The following is a 17783-nucleotide window of genomic DNA, read 5'->3' as shown; positions in this document are numbered from 1 at the left end:
TATTTTATGAAAGTTTGTATTATGAGACATGGTGAGGCAGGTTTTTCTGCTTCATCAGATGCTAGTCGATCATTGACTGATTTTGGCAGAAAACAAGCAAGTCAAGCTGGTTTATGGCTCAATCAGCAAGATTATAAATTTGATTTAGGGTTAGTAAGTCCTTATTTAAGGGCACAGCAGACTTTCTCTGAATTATCTGCATACTGCCCTGTGCCTAAAGTTGAAACTGATAATTTTTTGGTGCCAGGTGGCAGTCCTTCCCATATTGCCGATTTATTAATGACACTTCCCGCTCGCGGTATTGAAAATGTGATTATTGTTTCACATCTTCCTTTAGTGGGTTATTTAGTTAATGAGTTGTGCCCAGAGGTTTCACCACCAATGTTCCCTACAGCTGCTATTGCTTGTGTTGAGTTACCACCCAATGCGGCAGGAAAGCTAGAATGGTTTCATGTAGTGGAATAAAAAAACTTAATCTTTTTGATTTACCATTAACAGGTCGAACGCTTATTGAAGCGTCAGCTGGAACTGGTAAAACCTATTCGCTCGCCTTTATTTATCTGCGGTTGTTACTTGGAATTGGTGAAAATAACTACCCTAAACCTCTTGATGTTAATCAAATTTTAGTTGTGACTTTCACCAAAGCCGCAACCCAAGAATTGCGATCGCGGATAAGACAAAATATTCAAGAGCTGCGTTTAGGATTGTTGCAAGGTCACCATGATGATCCAATTTATCAACAGCTAATCGACTTAGTAGAGGATAGCAATGATGCCATCCAAAGATTAACCCAAGCGCAACAATCAATGGATGATGCGGCGATTTATACAATTCATGGCTTTTGTCAGCGTATTTTAACGAGTCATGCTTTTGAATCTGGTGTGCTGTTTGAGCAAACGTTAATTACCGATGAGCAAGAGCTTAAATTACAGGTTGTCCAAGATTTTTGGCGTCATTATTTTGTTCCGCTTGATAAAGCACTAGTCTATTTGATTCTCGATTATTGGCAAGATCCAGAAACATTATTAGCCGATATCAAACCTTATTTAAATTTCGAATTTGATGAGAAACCAGAAGAGCGTGTTGATATCACCGAAAAAATCCGGCACTTCCATCAAAAACATGTTGATCAGATTAATCAGGTTAAAAAAAGTTGGGTAGATGCTGCTAGCGATCTTCCAGAGATCATTGGACAATCAGGTATTAATAAACAATCTTATAGTAGCCGGTATTTACCGAATTGGTTGGCTAAAGTTACCGCTTGGGCTCAGTTGCCAACGCGATCGTTTAAATTACCGAGTGAGTTAACTAAATTTAGTCAATCGATTTTAAACGAAAAAACCAAGCAAGATAAAAAGCCGCCTGTTCATGCTGTTTTTCAGCAGATCGATGCGTTATGCAATAGCGCTATAGATTTGCGTAGCGAAATTTTAATGGATGTGGTTAGTATCATTCAAAAACGGATTTATGTGCAGAAGATTAAACGTGGCGAAATGAGTTTTGATGATTTGTTAAGCCAGTTAAATCGTGCTTTACGTGCTACGAATGGTAAAAGATTAGCGCAAAATATTGCACAAAAATATTGCGTGGCATTGATCGATGAGTTTCAAGATACCGACCCGGTGCAATATAAGATCTTCGATCGTATTTATCGCCGTTATCCCAAAGAGACCGGATTACTGTTTATAGGTGATCCTAAGCAAGCGATCTATAGTTTCCGTGGTGCAGATATTTTTACTTATCTAAAGGCGAAGTTATCAACCGGTGAAAATAACTTTACTATGCAGGTTAACCATCGCTCCTCGGCGTCAATGGTCAATGCGGTTAATGCATTATTTAATCACCATGAAAATCCTTTTATTTTTGAAAATATTCCTTTTTTACCAATGGAAAGTGCAGAGCGTAATCAGCACAAAGGGATGGTGGTCAATCAGCAAGAAGTCAATGCGCTAGCAGCCTATTTATTGCCTGATGAGGTTAGCACAAAAACAGATTATCAAGAGCATATTGCTAACTGTTGTGCTAAGCAGATTGTGACTTGGTTGACCGATCCGACAATTTTAATCCAAGATAAAGATGGTCAGCGACCAATTACTACTGCTGATATTGCGATTTTGGTTCGTACCGGGCATGAAGCTGAAATTATCCAACAAAAATTGGCCGCGGTTGGCGTTAAAAGCGTCTATTTATCTAATCGTAATAGTGTATTTTTAGCTAAAGAAGCACAAGAGGTGCTCTGTTTATTACAAGCTGTACTTATGCCTGAAAATGAATCAGCTTTGCGTTTAGCGTTGATGACGAGCCTACTAGGGCAAACCATGAGCGAGTTAGAACAAATTACTGATGATCAGGATAAATGGGAAGGTTTGATAGAAGAGTTCAAACAGTATCAGATTATCTGGCAATATTACGGTGTGTTAGTCATGTTGCGACGGATGATGAAAAAACGCCAGTTGGCAGAAAATATCTTAGCAAGCCCAAATGGTGAGCGGACTTTAACCAATTTGATGCATTTAGGCGAACTACTGCAAGAAGCTGCGGATGAGCTAGATAGTCCACATGCTTTAGTTCGTTGGTTATCAAGACAAATTGTTAGCCCTGACTCTAATTTAGAAAATCATGAGCAACGCTTAGAAAGTGATGAAAATTTAGTAAAAATTATTACGATTCATAAATCGAAAGGTTTAGAGTTTCCTATTGTTTGGTTACCTTTTGCTGCGCAATTTCGTAATGCTGATAGTCAGTTTTATCATGATAAAAATAATGATTATCAACCTACCTATGCTTGGCTATTAACCGATGAAATCAAACAACAGATTGAAGATGAACGTTTAGCTGAAGATTTGCGTTTACTTTATGTCGCCATGACCCGTTCAATTTATCATTGCAGTGTTGGTTTAGCATCCTTAAAAAAAAGCCAATCAGCGATTAATTATCTATTAAAAGGCGAATTACGTTCGATCGCTAAATTTGCTGATTTGGTTGAACTGCAATTACCGATTTTAGGTGATCAGTATAATGCGGCAGTAGCTGCCAATCTTTCACTTACCGCTAATGTGTTTAAACGTAAATTATCTAATAGTTGGCGAGTGACAAGTTATACCGAATTACAAAAACACCACAGTGTAGTGGGTATTAATTCCGCTATGATTAGTGATTGGCATGAGAATAGTGCACCGTCTGAAGATTCTTTATCACTTGAGGTGCAATATGATATCCATCATTTTCCTAAAGGCGCTTATGTTGGTACATTGCTTCATTCGATCATGGAAAATTTAACGCCAAATAATGCCAATGAGTTATGTGCTAACACCATTAAAAAATTGAGTTTAGAGCAACCGTGGTTAACGGTGCTAAGTGATTGGCTTCAACAAGTTTTAGCAACAAGACTAAATCCAAACGACCATCAACATGGTCCACTGTTAGCAGATATTTTAACTAGCCAATGTATTAATGAATTGCAGTTTTATTTTCCTATTCGCCATGCGGTGACCAGTTCGCAATTAGATGGTTTATGTAAGCAGTATGATGTGTTATCCAAGCAATGTCCACCATTAGACTTTGAAACGGTGCAAGGCATGCTAAAAGGATTTATCGATTTAGTATTTGAGTATCAGGGTAGATATTATATTGTTGATTATAAGTCAAATTGGTTAGGTGATGGGGTTGCGGCCTATACCGAGCAAGCTTTAAACCAAGTAATGTGTGAGCATCGTTATGAGTTGCAGTATCAACTTTATTGTTTAGCTCTGCACCGATTTTTGCGAAGCCGTTTAACTAACTATCAATACGAGACACATTTTGGTGGGGTTTATTATCTGTTTTTACGAGGACTTCCTAATCAAGGGATTTTTTATCATCTACCAAAACAAGAATTTATCGAGAAACTTGATAAACTATTTGATGGTGAGGAGTTAACTTAAGTAAAAAGGCACAATTATTTGTGCCTTTTTATTATAGATAATATTTAATTTAGCACTTGAATTTTAGTTGATAGCAATAATGTTTATCGGTCAGTAAATATTCACTATGAACATTTGGGGTCCAAGAATCATCACCGCCAATTCCCATATGATAAGCATCAATGCTGACATACGCTTCTGGCATTGGTTCTAATAAGTGTCGATGTGTTTTTTCCATCAACTGTTTAGTACCATATTGGTTGATGTTAAATTGAAATTGATGACCGGTAATGGTCATGTCATTAAGGATTAATTGTTTAACATCACAACGTAAGCCATTTTCACATGGGTAGATATAAGGCGTATAAAGGTCTGCAAATGGCAATGACCACTGAGCAAACATGGCTGAAGTTTTTCGATCTGGATAGTTTTCATGTGGTCCTAAGCCAAGCCATTTAACCTGTTTAGGTATCTCTTTAAGTTGATATGTTAAACCAATACGCGCAGGAGCAGGCATGTCATTAGCAATATCCACTTCGACACAGAGAGTTAAGTTACCATCTTGATCAAACTGATGTAACCATTTACTTTGAATGACTTTACGGTTTTTTACCCAATAGCTATGTAAAGCTTCAATGATTATATAATCCTCGGTTTGTGATGCTTTAATCGCTAAACATTGATGGCTCAAATCAAAGTAACCTGCTGCTTTCCACTGTTCAACCCATGCGTATGGGTTGTTATTACTGTCAAAATCACCGCTAATACCGATATCATTATCGATAGGTGCTCGTATAAACTGATCAGTAATCGCACTAGCTAACAGAGGTTTTTTATCTTTACTCCATTGACTTAGTTGCCCAGTTTTTTTGTTGATTTGCCAACTTTGGTTTTGCCAATTGACAATAAATTCGCGGTTGTTTTCCGTTAATTTGAGTAATTTTCTGTTATTACTGAAAGCTAATTGTGGAATAAAACTGTTGGTTAATTTAAATTGTTCCCAAGCCACAACATGTTTGGCTGGTGACCATGGCGTAGCTCTATTTTGTATAACTTCGAGTGATAAATGTAATTCTTCACCATCAAGTTGATTAGCAATATCGTCCATTAATTTGAGTTCGATGGTGCTGTTAGGTGCAAGAGTGAGTTTAACTTTACCGCCTAGTTGTTTTTTGCCATCAAGTTGTAATTGCCATTCTAATGTTTCATTGAGGGCAGTGTGGAATAAATATTCACTTTTTACTTCGATAACCAATGGTTTTTGGCTAATAAGTTTGAATTGAAACGGTTGTTGAACTTTTTTGGCTTCAATTAAACTTGGATGCGGTTGGCGGTCAGGAAAGACTAATCCATCTAAACAAAATTGTCTGTCGTGAAACGCTTCGCCAAAATCACCACCATAAGCCCAATAACTTTCACCAGATTTAGTTTGGCAGCGAATGCCATGATCGGCCCATTCCCAAATAAATCCGCCTTGCAATCGAGGATATTGCCTAAAGGCTTGCCAATATTTATAGAATGCACCTAAGCTATTTCCCATTGCATGAGCATATTCACATAAAATGAGTGGTCGGTTTTCATCCGGCATGGATATCCATTTTTTTATCGCCCATTTAGGTACATTAGGGTGGAACTGGTCTTGTTCAACACGGGCATACATAGGACAAATAATATCAGTTGCTTTACTGTTCGCTCCACCACCTTCATATTGTACCGGTCGAGTTGGATCATTGCTTTTTATCCAAGCATAAAGTGCATCGTGATTTGCGCCATGTCCTGATTCATTTCCTAATGACCAAATAATAATCGATGGATGGTTACGATCGCGTTGCACCATGCGAGTAACTCGTTCACTGTAAGCCGCTAACCAGCGAGGATCGTCAGACAAGCGCGACATTGGGAACATGCCGTGTGATTCAATATTTGCTTCATCAACTAAATATAGACCATATTCATCACACAGTTCATACCAACGCGGATCATTTGGATAATGGCTGCAACGCACGGCATTGAAGTTGTGTTGTTTGATAAGTTTAATATCATGCAGCATGGCTTGTTCGGTAACGGCATAGCCCATATCAGGATAAAATTCATGACGGTTAGTTCCTTTAATGAGAAGGGGGTGACCATTTAAACAGAGCTGACCATGCTTGATTTCAATAGTGCGAAAGCCGATATTATAGGCTTCGGATTCAATTAACCCCGTTTTATTATGATTTAAACTGATAACAAGACGGTATAGATTTGGCGTTTCGGCACTCCATAATTGTGGTTTAGTGACAGGGATATAGCATGTCATTCGATCATTATAGCCGCCTTTTTCATCAACAAAAGGTGTGCCGATTGGTTGTGTTTGTTCAAGAACAAGCCTATCTTTGTGCCATAATTCAATACTGATATTTAGTGTATCGAGTTCGCTTTGATGTTTTACGTCAACTTCTAATATTAATGTGGCATTTTGATAACAAGCATCAAGCACCGTTTGAATATGAATATCACTTAAATGTGATTTTGGTTTATTAAGTAACCATACACCCCGAAATATGCCGCTTAAGCGCCACATATCTTGATCTTCTAAATAACTACCATCACACCATTTTAAAACTAATACCGCAATTCGGTTTTCACCCTCTTTTAAAAAAGGTGTTAAATCAAATTCAGCTGCAATGCGACTGTCTTGTGAATAACCAACCCAGTTTCCATTACACCAAAGATGGAATGCAGAGCTAACGCCATCGAATATAATTCTGGTGTCTCCTTTATTTATCCATGTTTTATCAATGTCAAAATAGCGCGAATAACAACCAGTTGGGTTATCTTCGGGCACAAAGGGGGGATTATAAGGGAATGGATAACGGATATTGGTATAAACTGGCGCATCATAACCATGAAATTGCCAATTTGATGGTACAGGAATAGTGTTTTGAGATGGCTCTTTTTTTAACCATGATGCCGGTACTTGTTGAGGATTTTGGTAATAACTAAAAAACCAGTCGCCATTAAGTGAAACCATAGCGCTGGAATCAAGATTGTTTTTCGCGCTGTGCTTGTCCCGCCAACTATGAAATTTAGGGTGGGTATCAAGTTTATTCAGACTTAATACAGATAGATTATTCCAATCTTGTCTGCTAATAATTTCATCGAAAGACGGATTCATATGTTTCTCCATTGGTTCAAATAGTTGTATCTCAATTGGATAATTGATAACTGAATTTTGTTAGTTATTTTTTTTATTATAAAGAATCAATTTGTAAAAACAGTGATCGAGTTAACATTTATGTAATCGTTTACATTTAAATGGTTAAAATTTGCTGGAAAAATAGCAAATGTCAGTAGTAATTAAATTTTAATGTGACATGTGTCACATTACCGGGATTTAATTTTTAAATCATAAATTAAATTAGTTATATTAAAAAAGCTTATTTATTAAGCAGTGGATTGCTACCGAAGTTGTATGGGCAAAACCTAAAGAATAGCCATAGCTATTTTTTAGGTTTTTTTTGTCTCAAATTTAAGAGACTTCTTTAATTTCTATAAAAAGAGTAGAGAAAAATGAAATATTTAACTAAGGCAGTATTAAAAGTAAAACCTAAACGCATTGTTTTAATCACGTTACTTGGCTTGTGCTATGTTCCAACCTCATTTGCCGCAACGCAAGATGAATTAGAAGCAAGATTATCAATGTTAGAACAAAAAATATTAGCACTTACTCAAGAATCTATAGATTTGAAAAAACAAGTGATTGAATCAAATAAACAAATTTCACAATTAAATAAAAACATTCAACAACAACAAATTGTTATAAATCATCAACAGCAAGCATTGAAAAATCAAAATATTGCTATCGCGCAAACTTCAACTCAACCTCCAGCATCAAAATCGATCCATACCTCAACCCATATTCAATCTAATTCTGTGATTCAACAGCAACCGGCAGTCGTCAATCAGATCGTTATAGTTAACGATACTAAACCAAGTGATAATACTGATCCAACATTGCAAACAAATCTACTTAAGAATTCATTTACTCTTTCAGAATTTAAAGATTACATCAAAGATGAAATAGGTTTTGCATTCAATGGTTATTTCCGTGGTGGTTGGTCTACTTCAAAAAATGGTAAACCTAAAAATTATGCAGAAGGAGCCTTAGGTCGATTCGGTAATGAGTATGGTGGTTGGTATGATCTGGTATTCAAACAGAAGGTGTATGATGAAGATGGTCATAGGGTGGATGCCATTGTTATGATTGATGGTAATGTGGCTACTAATAAGGCTGCTGGTTTGTTTAATACCCAAGATGATAATATTATGCAATTTTCGGATATTTATTTATCGACAAAAGGATTTATTCCTGCATTTCCTGATGCAAATTTATGGGTAGGTAAACATTCACTACCATATAATGAAATTCAAATGTTGGATTGGAAAACACAAAAAACGCCAGCGGGTGGTGGAATAGGTCTTGAAGGTTTAGATATTGGTGCAGGTAAACTTGATTTAGCCTTAGTCAGAGCCGATGTTAATGTCAAACAAACTAAAAAAGTCGAGGTCGTTGAGAACGGTCAAACTGAAACAAAAGAGGTCACTAAGCATGAAGAAGTTGATCTAAATGAATTAGAGTTTCGTTATCGAGATATACCGTTATGGCAAGACGCTACACTGGCAATTAATGGCCGTTATTCGGCACCTAATAAGTCAAAAATTCAAGATAGTGTTAGTGTAAAAAATGCTTGGCTAGGGAGCTTTGTTCTTAGACAAAATAATTTCTTTGGTGGATTTAATCAATTAACCTTACAAACTGCAACCAATTCAGTTGCCTCACAGTTGGCTAACATTAATACAAATAACCCTGAATTTGCAGCTAATTCTGATAATGACTATATTGGTACTCATACTGGAGGAAAAGCCTATCGTCTGGTTTCGGAAGGTGAAGCTTATTTAGCCGATAATGTGATAGTGGCTCATGCACTTGCACTTACCACCGGGAAGGATGTTTACTCATATGATCTTAATTTAGCGCATACTGATTTTTCCAGTTTCAAATCAGCTATAAGACCTGCTTATATATGGGACATTTATAATCAAAGTGGCATAGAAGTTGGTTATTTTAGCCAAAAAAATAAAGTTAAGGGTAAAAGTTATCATGAGGAAGGTTTTAAAACTACGCTTTTCCATTCATTTAAAGTGGGTGAGAGTATTTTGACTTCAAGACCCGATATACGTTTCTACGTTTCATATATAGAGTCTTTGCAAAATGATATCAGTAAATTTGATTTTAATGGTAAGGGTAATCAAATTAGCTTCGGTGTACAAACCGAAGTTTGGTTTTAAATAATTTTATTTACGTAAAATAGTTAAATGTCGAAAACCGTTAATATTAAGTTTTTGACATTTTTCAATTATTATCTTCCAAATTTAATATTGATTATCCTATTTTGTTAATTGAGTATCGTTTCGTTAATGTTGGAGTAAAAATATTAATTAAGTTCGACGGCGGTTCTTCACCTTTTGCCAGTCGTAATGCAAGTTCCGCAGCTTGTTCCGCCATGGTATGTAGTGGGTAACGAATGGTGGTTAATTTAGGATGTAAATATCGGGCAATTAACAGGTCATCAAATCCAATAACAGAAACATCTGTAGGAATTTTTATATCATTATCATATAAAACTGACATTGCACCTGCAGCCATTGAATCATTATAACAAGCAATTGCAGTGATTTCTCGGTTACGTTCAAGTAATGCCATCATTGCTTGTTCTCCACCTTGTTCATTCGGTGAGGAAAATGCAATATAATTACTATTAATTTCAAGGTTATATTCTATCAATGCATCTTTATAACCTTGTAGTCGATCGGATGAATCCGAGATTTCATGATTGGAACATAAATATCCAATCTTAGTATGTCCATGCTGAATTAAATGTTTAACGGCTAGGTATGAGCCATAACGATCATCAAGTGAAATACAACGTTTTTCAAAATCTTTTAGTGAACGATTGATTAGTACCATACCCGGTACTTGCTCCATAAGCTTCATTAATTTGTTATCCGGTAACATTTTTGCATGAACAACCAGTGATGAGCAGCGATGTTCTATTAGGTGAGTTATCGCGTTATATTCCTGTTGTTCATTATGGTAACCATTACCGATTAACAAAAAATGCCCAGTTTTAGATGCAACTTTTTCGACTGTACTGACCATAGCGCCAAAAAAAGGATCGGATACGTCAGCGACAACAATTCCAATCGTTTTAGAGTTTTGTTGCGATAAAGCACGAGCATTTGCATCAGGGTAGTAATTTAACTTTTCCATGGTTTTTTTTACTGTTTCACGAGTTTTATCACTCACATTTTCAGCGTTATTGATCACCCGTGATACTGTCGCAACGGAAACTTTAGCTAAATTTGCAACATCTTTTATCGTCGCCATAAAAAACCTTTAAAATTATTACTACCAATGAAACTTCTGTAAACTTTATATTTAATTTTTTTGATATAAAGTTATTTACAACTATTAATTATTAACTTTTAAGTCAAAAAAGGGTTTATAGTGAGAGCGAGAAGCGTAACTTAAAACATCTTTATTTATCTTAAATAATTTAAACAGATACGTAACCTGTTAAGTTTATAACTTAGCAAATGATAATAATGCAAAAATATGGCTTTGCCAACAAACCATTAGCACCTGAATCGTTTCAGTTTTGATTTATTAAATAGGGGAATGATCAATAGCTTAAATTCCCCTCAATTTAACTAAAATTTAAACAGATACCGTTAGTTAGCTGTTATTTTTATCAACATTGCTGTAGCTGGATCAAGTACCGGTAATGGTAAGCCAATATTCATTAACCAATCGCCTGAAAGAGTGGTATCAGTTGTCATCCATTTTGGAAATGACTTCATGGCGTGACCATTTACTTGTGGATCGATGTGATGAGGTAGATCGAGAATTTCGATGCTATACTCTTTATCAGTCAATAATCCAGTTAAGCGTAAATTACCACTTAATGCATAAGTTGGTAATGCTAATTGTGCTATGACGAATACCGCCTCTTTTTTATCTTGACTTACTACACCATAACTTTGCATAGCAGCGCTATCATCAACATCTAAACGAACACTGTTACCACTATGTAATAATGGACGTAGTTGTTTATGTAAACGAATATAGTGTGTAAAGCCTTTTTGTTCTTCCGTGGACTCTTTTACTGGATCAAGCTCGACTCCCATATGTCCAAATAATGCGGTTAATCCGCGTAGATTCATATCTAATTCACGGTAGGTGGTATGACAGGTTTTGCCACCGATATGTGCACCCATTACCTCAGGAGGGAAGAAGTAGCTCATGCCACGTTGTATGATTTGTCTATCTAATGCATCATTCGAATCGGATGCCCAAAAACGTTGAGTACGTTTTAAAACTTCAAAATCAATACGACCACCGCCAGAGGAACATGATTCTATTTCAACGTTAGGGTATTTTTGTTGCAGCATATCCATCAAACGATATACCGCGTTAGTTTGTCCAACTACTGCTGGTTGACCATCATGGCCTGCTTGAACAATCTCTCTATTCATGTCCCATTTGATATAGTCAATATCATAACTGCTAAGCAACCATGTTAATCTTTCAAGAAGATAGTCAAAGACTGCTGGATTTTGTAAATCAAGTAGGTATTGATGGCGACCTTCGGGTTGATTATAGCCAGGTAATTCAAGTAACCAGTCTGGATGAGCTCGATAAAGATCCGAATTTTTACTGATCATTTCTGGTTCAACCCAAATACCAAATTCCATGCCCTGTTTTTTGACATGTTCAATAACTGGTTCAAGACCATTTGGATATTTGCGTTTATCTAAATACCAGTCTCCTAATGCTTGATAATCATCATCACGTTTACCAAACCAACCATCATCAATAATAAAACGTTCAACACCCATTTGCGCTGCTTTCGTCGCCATTTTCATGATGTAATCAGGGTTGTGATCGAAAAAGATACCTTCCCAAGTATTTAAATGAACTGGACGAGGCTTATCACTCGCAAAATGAATAATATTTTTGCGTAAAAATTGATGAAAATTCTGGCTCATTTTATTCAAACCTTCATCACTATAAGTTGCATATAACCAAGGTGTACTTAAAGTTTCACCTTTAGCTAATGATACCTCACCAGCAAGATAAAGGACTTCGGCTTGGATAAAGCGTTTACCATTACTTTTTACTGCAACTTGGAAACGGTGATTACCACTCCAACCTAAGTGAACGCCCCACACTTCGCCTGTTTGTTCTTTAAATCCCTCGGTACCAACTACCATACCGGGAAAGTATTCGTGGGAGGTACGACCGCGACGATTTTCTTGTAGGTATCCACAATGTTGTATTTTTGTTCTGTGAGGGAAGAACTCTTTAATCCAACGACCACTGAACGCCATTAATTCTAACGCTCGTTCAGGAATGGGTAATGTAACGGATAAACGGTTAACTTGATATGGTTCATCACCTAAATTAGTCAGGCTATTTTGGCATTGTAATACCCCCGTTTCATCTAAAATAAGCTTACTGGTCAAGCGAAGTTGCGCAATATTATCTTCACAGATTATGGTTATATCATTTTTTTTCTTGGTTACTTTTTGGGTAATAAATACCGGTGACCAATCTTTACCATTTCGGTGACCTTCAAGCCCTGGGGTGCTAAAATTTCCTACTCCTTCTTCTGGGCAGAGGGTGAAAGGTACATCAATATCTATACGTGAATTCGGTACTGCCGGTATGAGCATATCGATAGCATCAGTAGTTATTTTTTGTAATCGCTTACCAAAATAACAGAGTTCAGCATAGGGTTGAGTGCGTAAGATAATGTCTATATCATGGTTTGTAAGATGGCAGTTCATATTCTCTCCAAATATTAATCATTTGCGGTAGTAGAATAATCAGAATTTATATTAATTTATATCATTAATCTTTAATTTTGTGATTAAGATCTCAATAAATGTAATCGCTTTCATTTTGTGCTTTTTGAGTTAAGGAATTAATTAAATTTAATTGTAAATGATTGTGCGAAAAGCTAATTTTTTGTGTTATTATGTTTTTATTATGGATGAAAAATATAAAATATCATGAAAAAACAGATTATTATTACTTTACTTTCTTTTATTACATTGGTTTTTTATGTCAATGCTACAGATAAATATGTGACAGAAGAGGATGATATTTATCTGCGTCGTGGTCCAGGAACACAATATGCTTATTCAACTTCGGTTAAAGCAGGTGATAAGGTCACCGAACTCGAAAAAAGTGCTGACGGTAAATATAGCTTAATAAAACTCGCTAATGGACGTTCCGCTTGGATTGAATCAACAAAATTGAAAGATCAGCTTAGTCTCAGAGCACTGTTACCGACATTAGAAGCAAAACTTGAAGAATACAAAGATAAAGTTGAAAACGCCGAAAAGTATAAAGATCAAGCAGTCAAAGAGTATGTAGAGAAATTACAAAATGCAGAACAAACCATTGAAAGCTTGCAAAATAAGAATAATGAATTAGAACAACTTAACAGCACGCAAGGAATTAAGCTTGAATCAATGTTAAATCAAATGGATGATAAACGCCGAGATCTTATTGTAACTTGGTTTACTTATGGCGGATTAGTTGCTGGTGGCGGTTTTCTTTTAGGTCTTATTTTGCCGGCTATTATGCCTGGTCGTCGTAAAAAAGATCGTTGGATGAATTAAATGAGCAAAATCTATCTTGTTGGTGGATCAGTTCGAGATAGATTATTGCATCTCCCTATTATTGATCGTGATTGGGTGGTGGTTGGTGCGACACCTGATGAGCTTTTGGCTTTAGGCTTTCAACAGGTTGGTAAAGACTTTCCTGTTTTTTTACACCCCACAACTAAAGAAGAGTATGCATTGGCTCGAACCGAACGAAAATCGGGGCAAGGCTATCGAGGATTTATTTGTGACTTTAGTCAAGATATTACCTTAGAACAAGATCTTATCCGCCGAGATCTCACTATTAATGCTATTGCCATGGATGAAGATGGTAATATTGTTGATCCTTATCATGGCATTGAAGACCTCAAACTAAAATTATTACGCCATGTTTCTCCTGCTTTTAGAGAAGATCCCTTACGGGTTTTACGTGTTGCTCGTTTTGCTGCGCGTTATCATCATTTAGGCTTTACTATTGCTTCGGAAACTAAGAAGTTGATGAAAGAGATGGTTTCAGCTGGTGAAATAAATACGCTTACTGCCGAACGCGTATGGAAAGAGACCGAAAAAGCATTAGCAAGCGCAGATCCGCAAGTTTATTTTCAAGTGCTAGAACAATGTGGCGCTTTATCGCTATTATTTCCAGCTCTTTTACTTTCTAACACTATTATAGATGCATTAAAGAAATCAACTTTGTTAACTGATGATGTAACAATTCGTTTTGCGGTATTATGCGGTGAATTTCCATCAAAAGCAGAGCTTGAAAAACTATGTTTACGCATTAAAGCGCCAAATGAGTATTCAAAATTGGCGATTATGGTGCAGCAATACCACCATGATGTTGAAAAAGTGACACAATTAACCGCCGCACAACTTATTGGGTTATTCAATCGAATAGATGTTTGGCGTAATCCTTGTCATCTTGAGCAATTAATCATCGCTAGCCACTCTTATGCTAAAACCGAACCTTTTCTTCAAGCACAATACCTTGAAAAGGCATATAAATTAGCACTTGGTGTCAATGTGCAAAATATTATTGCCGACGGTTATAGCGGAAAATTGATTCATGAAGAGTTACAAAAAAGGCGAATTGAAGCGTTATTAAACGGTAATTGATTGTATCTTAATCAATCATCACTTTTTTTCAAAATATCTAAAAAAAAGGGTTGACGATTTGCTGTAACACAAGCATAATGCGCCTCGCAGTGTTGCTTACGACGTTGCGAATGAAATGGCTACGTAGCTCAGCTGGTTAGAGCACATCACTCATAATGATGGGGTCACAGGTTCGAATCCCGTCGTAGCCACCATTAAGATTAAGTTATACTTTTACCGAGAGTATACAATGCGGGTGTGGCGAAATTGGTAGACGCACCAGATTTAGGTTCTGGCGCCGCAAGGCGTGGGGGTTCAAGTCCCTTCACCCGCACCATTTAATTTTAATATCTATCCTTTATTGGGGTATAGCCAAGCGGTAAGGCAGCGGGTTTTGATCCCGCCACGCCCAGGTTCGAATCCTGGTACCCCAGCCATTTCAAGGTGTTTATTTTTGATATCTGATTATTAAGTCTATTATCATTTTTCATTTTACCTTTATAATCACATCTATACGGGTATAGCGGAATTGGTAGACACGCTAGACTCAGATTCTAGTTTTGAAAGGTGTGCGAGTTTGAATCTCACAACCTGTATTAGATATATCACCTCAACCTATATTGGGGTATAGCCAAGCGGTAAGGCAGCGGGTTTTGATCCCGCCACGCCCAGGTTCGAATCCTGGTACCCCAGCCATTTCAAGGTGTTTATTTTTGATATCTGATTATTAAGTCTATTATCACTTTTCATTTTACCTTTATAATCACATCGATATGGGTATAGCGGAATTGTTAGACGCGCTGGACTCAGATTCTAGTTCCGAAAGGTGTGCGAGTTCAAATCTCACTATCCGTACCAAACCTCTCATTTCAATACATATTGGGGTATAGCCAAGCGGTAAGGCAGCGGGTTTTGATCTCGCAAAGCTCAGGTTTTAATCTTTATACCCTGCTATTTCAGGATGTTTATTTTTTTGATATCTGCTTACTTAAACTATTTTTATTTTTTCATTTTACCTTTATAATCATATCTATACGGGTATGGCGGAATTGGTAGACGCGCTAGATTCAGGTTCTAGTTCCGAAAGGTGTGCGAGTTCAAATCTCACTACCCGTACCAAATCTCTCATTTCAATACATATTGGGGTATAGCCAAGCGGTAAGGCAGCGGATTCTGATTCCGTCATTCCAAGGTTCGAATCCTTGTACCCCAGCCATTCAATTTTCAGACATTATCTATGCATTATTTTGTTGAGTGATTTGATTAATTTTAATTGATAATAGTCTTTGTAAAATTAGTCACTATTTATTTTTTTGATTAAGTTTATTTAGTTTATTTAGTATATAAATGATAATTTGCTTCTAATAGCAAATACTGAAGTTAATTAATTACTTTTTAAAAGCTAAATTAAAATTTTTTAACCAATAAGAATAAAAATTGCGCTATATCCTCTTATAACGCAATTTATGAATATATTTTCTATTTCAGCACACAAACAAAATATAATTCATTATCTTTCAACTGCCATTCAATAGCGCCTTTTGTTGAACCTACCGCGTATTGGTTGTTACTATCTCTTGCGTTTGAAGTCCAATATAAACGCCCTTTAGGGAAATGGTTACCTGGATACGCGTGATGATAATAATTCTCTTCGTTAGTTACATCACCCCATTCAGCTAAAAGATTGTTTCCAACCCGACGATAATAGTGATTAGTTGTAATGGCTAGACAGTTATCTGACCTATTATCAGATTGGCAAGCACCACCGCTAGTTATAAGACTTTGGTCACTGTTGGTTAAATCTTCAATAGATGGAACGACATAGTTCCCCTGACAAATACTTGTATGTTGATTATAAGGATAAAAATCTTGGCTGGGTGCCGAGAACCATTTCTTAATAGTAAAAGAATAAATATCTTCACCATTGGATTTTATAGAAAATGTAGGATTTGCTTCAGTGGCTTCTCCTAGCAATTTGACTTGAACAGCCGTGTTAGCTAGATGGCTATCTACCTCAGTGTCACTAATTTTTTTTATCTCTACATTTACTCCTTTTGAACTGTTTGATGATGCTATTGTCGATAAATCAAATGGTACTCCTGCGATAAACATGAGAAATCGAGCCTGATCGAATCCTGTAGTTGGAAAACCACCTGAACTAACGCTATTAACGAAACCCGAATCAACAATGTGTGGATCACTAACTTCTCCCCAAGTTAAGGTAGTCCAATCACCAGTATAATCGCGATTTTGATAAGAAAATGAATATATGACAGATGGACGATTGGCACAAACAGTAGGTTTGATCGCATTGTAAATAAAAAAATCACTTTTGGGTGTAGAGTAGACTCTAAAATTTGGAATGCCATATTTAGTAACTATTGCGATAGAACCTGAAACTCTAATATATGGATTCCAACCTAATCGGGCTAGCTCACAAAAAGTTCTATTTCTATCTGCTTCAAGTAATAAAAAAGATTTATTGGCTGCGCGATAGAACCAATCTATTTTAAAACCACCATCCGGTGGAGTTATGTCAGCTATGTTGTCGCCATCATCATCAGTCACCAACTGGGTGTCCATGGGATTGGAGGAATTAAATGGCACCATAAAACCATCAAAACCGTAGTTAGATTTTAATGTGGCCAGCAATTGATTGGGTGTGGTAGTATTGGGATCAACTTGTGGGAAATTTATATTCCTAAAGTGTTGGTTCAGCCCATTCATTCCAGTGAATGTCGAAGATTGAAATTTTAGTCCGAAATAATGAAAGTTTTGTTGATTATACTCTCGAGCTCCATTTACACCAATTGCTTCTGGATCACTAAAGTAAGGGGGATTGCCATTAACAACTCGTGCTGTTTGTACGACTAAAGCAGAAGCTAACTGATTCATTAAAAAAATCGAACTCACAGCTAAAATGATAAATCTTTTTAACCATGGAATTAGAAGAAACAATACAAATTTAAATCCTTTCAATAACATCATTTTACCATACCTTACTTTAACTTTACTTAACTTTTAACTTTAAAAAATTATTGTTATTTCTTTTTAAATTATACTTATAATTAA

General features: G+C 36.4%; 9 protein-coding genes and 8 tRNA genes. 13 read left to right on the top strand and 4 right to left on the bottom strand.

All coding sequences use genetic code 11. The features are described 5' to 3' along the window. Positions 1-6 precede the first annotated feature (6 nt). Both sixA and recB read left to right on the top strand, forming a co-directional pair. Positions 7-465 (top strand): phosphohistidine phosphatase SixA, encoded by a 459-nt coding sequence (gene sixA / locus AC5LXV_RS14100; RefSeq protein WP_110432850.1) that lies wholly within the window; start codon positions 7-9, stop codon positions 463-465. Next, complete coding sequence (gene recB / locus AC5LXV_RS14095) at positions 444-3923, top strand: exodeoxyribonuclease V subunit beta (RefSeq protein ID WP_493466830.1); 3480 nt, start codon at positions 444-446, stop codon at positions 3921-3923. The genes sixA and recB overlap by 22 nt, the downstream gene beginning before the upstream one ends. 49 nt (positions 3924-3972) lie before the next feature. On the opposite strand, the gene AC5LXV_RS14090 is transcribed toward recB, so the two are convergent. Further along, positions 3973-7059 carry a beta-galactosidase gene (locus AC5LXV_RS14090; RefSeq protein ID WP_493466829.1) on the bottom strand — a complete coding sequence of 1029 codons (3087 nt, stop codon included), beginning with the start codon at positions 7057-7059 and terminating at the stop codon, positions 3973-3975. A gap of 395 nt (positions 7060-7454) precedes the next feature. On the opposite strand from AC5LXV_RS14090, the gene AC5LXV_RS14085 reads away from it, so the two are divergent. After that, positions 7455-9233, top strand: a complete 1779-nt coding sequence (locus AC5LXV_RS14085) for a carbohydrate porin (RefSeq protein WP_493466828.1) — start codon at positions 7455-7457, stop codon at positions 9231-9233. A 94-nt stretch (positions 9234-9327) separates the two neighbouring features. On the opposite strand, the gene AC5LXV_RS14080 is transcribed toward AC5LXV_RS14085, so the two are convergent. Both AC5LXV_RS14080 and AC5LXV_RS14075 read right to left on the bottom strand, forming a co-directional pair. Beyond that, positions 9328-10332 carry a substrate-binding domain-containing protein gene (locus AC5LXV_RS14080; protein WP_493466827.1) on the bottom strand — a complete coding sequence of 335 codons (1005 nt, stop codon included), beginning with the start codon at positions 10330-10332 and terminating at the stop codon, positions 9328-9330. A gap of 344 nt (positions 10333-10676) precedes the next feature. Then, positions 10677-12794 carry an alpha-galactosidase gene (locus AC5LXV_RS14075; RefSeq protein ID WP_493466826.1) on the bottom strand — a complete coding sequence of 706 codons (2118 nt, stop codon included), beginning with the start codon at positions 12792-12794 and terminating at the stop codon, positions 10677-10679. A gap of 225 nt (positions 12795-13019) precedes the next feature. Between AC5LXV_RS14075 and AC5LXV_RS14070 the strand changes: the two genes are divergently transcribed. From AC5LXV_RS14070 to AC5LXV_RS14025, 10 genes are all read left to right on the top strand, one after another. Next, positions 13020-13634, top strand: coding sequence for a TIGR04211 family SH3 domain-containing protein (locus tag AC5LXV_RS14070; protein WP_110432856.1), 615 nt, complete (start codon positions 13020-13022; stop codon positions 13632-13634). After that, positions 13635-14732: a tRNA nucleotidyltransferase/poly(A) polymerase-related protein gene (locus AC5LXV_RS14065; RefSeq protein WP_493466825.1), complete on the top strand. Its 1098-nt coding sequence runs from the start codon at positions 13635-13637 to the stop codon at positions 14730-14732. A gap of 117 nt (positions 14733-14849) precedes the next feature. Further along, positions 14850-14926, top strand: a tRNA-Met gene (locus AC5LXV_RS14060). Positions 14927-14963: 37 nt separating this feature from the next. Further along, a tRNA-Leu gene (locus AC5LXV_RS14055) sits at positions 14964-15048 on the top strand. 25 nt (positions 15049-15073) lie between these two features. After that, positions 15074-15148, top strand: a tRNA-Gln gene (locus tag AC5LXV_RS14050). A gap of 184 nt (positions 15149-15332) precedes the next feature. Beyond that, positions 15333-15407: transfer RNA gene (locus AC5LXV_RS14045), tRNA-Gln, on the top strand. A 77-nt stretch (positions 15408-15484) separates the two neighbouring features. Then, positions 15485-15569 (top strand) — tRNA-Leu (locus AC5LXV_RS14040). Between the two features lie 22 nt (positions 15570-15591). Then, positions 15592-15663, top strand: a tRNA-Gln gene (locus AC5LXV_RS14035). 82 nt (positions 15664-15745) lie between these two features. Beyond that, positions 15746-15830 (top strand) — tRNA-Leu (locus AC5LXV_RS14030). 22 nt (positions 15831-15852) lie between these two features. Continuing rightward, positions 15853-15927, top strand: a tRNA-Gln gene (locus tag AC5LXV_RS14025). Between the two features lie 263 nt (positions 15928-16190). Here the strand turns inward: AC5LXV_RS14025 and AC5LXV_RS14020 are convergent. Continuing rightward, positions 16191-17699 carry a hypothetical protein gene (locus AC5LXV_RS14020; RefSeq protein ID WP_493466824.1) on the bottom strand — a complete coding sequence of 503 codons (1509 nt, stop codon included), beginning with the start codon at positions 17697-17699 and terminating at the stop codon, positions 16191-16193. Positions 17700-17783: the final 84 nt, after the last annotated feature.

The sequence above is a fragment of the Gilliamella sp. LMG 34359 genome, from assembly GCF_984569085.1.
Note: the sequence above shows the minus strand (reverse complement) of the source record. Positions and strands in the feature narration are given on the sequence as shown.

Excerpts from the sequence above, each read along its gene's own strand:
- sixA (WP_110432850.1), top strand. The coding sequence starts at position 7 with ATGAAAGTTTGTATTATGAGACATGGTGAGGCAGGTTTTTCTGCTTCA.
- AC5LXV_RS14090 (WP_493466829.1), bottom strand. The coding sequence starts at position 7,059 with ATGAATCCGTCTTTCGATGAAATTATTAGCAGACAAGATTGGAATAAT.
- AC5LXV_RS14065 (WP_493466825.1), top strand. The coding sequence starts at position 13,635 with ATGAGCAAAATCTATCTTGTTGGTGGATCAGTTCGAGATAGATTATTG.
- AC5LXV_RS14020 (WP_493466824.1), bottom strand. The coding sequence starts at position 17,699 with ATGATGTTATTGAAAGGATTTAAATTTGTATTGTTTCTTCTAATTCCA.
- AC5LXV_RS14070 (WP_110432856.1), top strand. The coding sequence starts at position 13,020 with ATGAAAAAACAGATTATTATTACTTTACTTTCTTTTATTACATTGGTT.
- recB (WP_493466830.1), top strand. The coding sequence starts at position 444 with ATGGTTTCATGTAGTGGAATAAAAAAACTTAATCTTTTTGATTTACCA.
- AC5LXV_RS14085 (WP_493466828.1), top strand. The coding sequence starts at position 7,455 with ATGAAATATTTAACTAAGGCAGTATTAAAAGTAAAACCTAAACGCATT.
- AC5LXV_RS14075 (WP_493466826.1), bottom strand. The coding sequence starts at position 12,794 with ATGAACTGCCATCTTACAAACCATGATATAGACATTATCTTACGCACT.
- AC5LXV_RS14080 (WP_493466827.1), bottom strand. The coding sequence starts at position 10,332 with ATGGCGACGATAAAAGATGTTGCAAATTTAGCTAAAGTTTCCGTTGCG.